The organism is Yeosuana aromativorans (genome assembly GCF_014646655.1).
GTDB classification, from domain to species: Bacteria; Bacteroidota; Bacteroidia; order Flavobacteriales; family Flavobacteriaceae; genus Yeosuana; species Yeosuana aromativorans.
On record NZ_BMNR01000020.1, the window covers coordinates 1 to 1,813 of the forward strand.

Genomic DNA, 1,813 nt, shown 5'->3' on the forward strand with positions numbered 1-1,813 from the left:
AGTTTTAGCTAAACCAAAGTTAGTTGCTTGTTTGCTAGCTTCTGATTTTCCTTCGGAAAATCCTCGCACGTAAACCCGCAACTATTCTTATACGAACCGTTGTGTGCAATTTGAAAAATGAACAGCAGATTCCCATATTTCATTATCTTTTTAATCTTATGCGGTTGTAATGACCCATCATATGAAATTACTACAGACGGAATAAAAAGAGACAAACCAATCAAAGACGGATTTGACCTGATTGAAATATTTGTAACGGAATTTAATGAAGAAGGAAGACCAATAGAATATACAGACGGAGAATCTGTCTTCTGCGGACCGACAAAAGGATTTTCAGGATATTTAGGAGAAAAAATATATAATCAGAAAGAGAAAAATCTAATTTCCGAAAACCGCAAAAAAATGGACACCATTATGACCTTAAACGGAAATTCACTTGGCGGAGAAGGACACGATAAGAGAATTATGGAATATATCGATAGTCAGAATATCATTGACAGCATAGTTAACGAGAACTTTCCTTTTAAAGCTCAAAGAAAAATTAAGTTTTTCGAAAAAAGTGAAAATTATAAATGGGTTTACACAACAGAAAAACTAGAAAAATTAAAATTTTACGACTATTCGAGAAATGTATTCGACAAACTTCCAATGGACTTGAAAAAGAACCAATGGTATTTACTGAATTTCTCGAATGCCTCAAACATAATTGACAAAGTATTTTTCAAGATAAAGGAAAATGGAGAAGTCGAACAATATGATTACTACAAAGTAATTATGGGAGTATAAAAAAACTGCACACAACACCGGCTATAATTCAGCGTGGCTTGATGGTTAATCTAACGAACTTTTCTTACTTTTAACAAAGCTGATTTCTCTGTGGACAATTCCTTCGGAATCATCCACGCCGAAATCATAGCCGAACCGTTGCCCACAATATGAGAAAAACTTCGATAATATTAATAACACTTCTGATTTTGACGAGTTTTTCGTGTAAATCTCAAACCAAATCTGAAAATAAAATGACTGAATTTTCTAAAGAAACGACTGAAAAAGAAACTTACAATCGCTTTGTTTTAGTTAAGGGAAAAAGTCTAAAAGATATAGAACCAAAAATTAAAGAATGGGCGGAAATATTTGGAGCAGGAGAACCTGTGAATTTGACAATTTATAAAACGGATTTTGGTTCTTGGACTTTAATAAAATTACCTGAAAACGAATTATTAACTGCTTATAATTATCACAACCTTGTTTATTGGTTTTTAGGAACACCACCAGAAGACCAAAATTTTGCGGAATACTCAATCGGAATATCAATTGACAGAAAAGGAGAATCAACTTATCTGATTTACAACGATTATGATTTACGAGAAAAAATAGCAACTAATGATGATGTTTTCGGGATATCGGAAAAAAATCAGAAATTCATTTTAAGCATTCCATTTGACGAATTAAAAACGAGTACGAATAAAGAAATTGTGGATTTTGACAAGTTCTTAACCGAAAATGGAATTAATCTAAACGAAATGAATTCCAACAAACTAAAATGGACTGAATTACAAATTAAAGTGGAATAAAATACTGTGGGCAACAATGTATAAAAATAATGCGTAAGTTTATTCCTAAATCAAAAGTTAGTGCTTGTTTGCTTGCATCTGATTTTCCTTCGAAAAATCCTCGCACTCAAACTACGCACTATTCTTATACGTAACCGTTGTAAACAATTTAAAAATGACTGAATTAGACAAAAAATTGGAAAAAGTCCAATATTATTTAAAGGACATATCAATTAGAAAACAGAAAAATAATTCTGAGC

General features: G+C 31.8%; 2 protein-coding genes. Both read left to right on the forward strand.

Translation table 11 applies throughout. The features are described from left to right. Positions 1-117 precede the first annotated feature (117 nt). Positions 118-786, forward strand: a complete 669-nt coding sequence (locus tag IEW94_RS16755; RefSeq protein WP_188655235.1) for a hypothetical protein — start codon at positions 118-120, stop codon at positions 784-786. Positions 787-1,019: 233 nt separating this feature from the next. Beyond that, a complete protein-coding gene (locus IEW94_RS16760) occupies positions 1,020-1,574 on the forward strand; it encodes a hypothetical protein (RefSeq protein WP_188655237.1) in 555 nt (184 codons plus the stop codon). Positions 1,575-1,813: the final 239 nt, after the last annotated feature.

What these genes read in the sequence shown, in the direction of transcription:
- IEW94_RS16755 (WP_188655235.1), top strand. Translation starts at nt 118, where the DNA reads ATGAACAGCAGATTCCCATATTTCATTATCTTTTTAATCTTATGCGGT.
- IEW94_RS16760 (WP_188655237.1), top strand. Translation starts at nt 1,020, where the DNA reads ATGACTGAATTTTCTAAAGAAACGACTGAAAAAGAAACTTACAATCGC.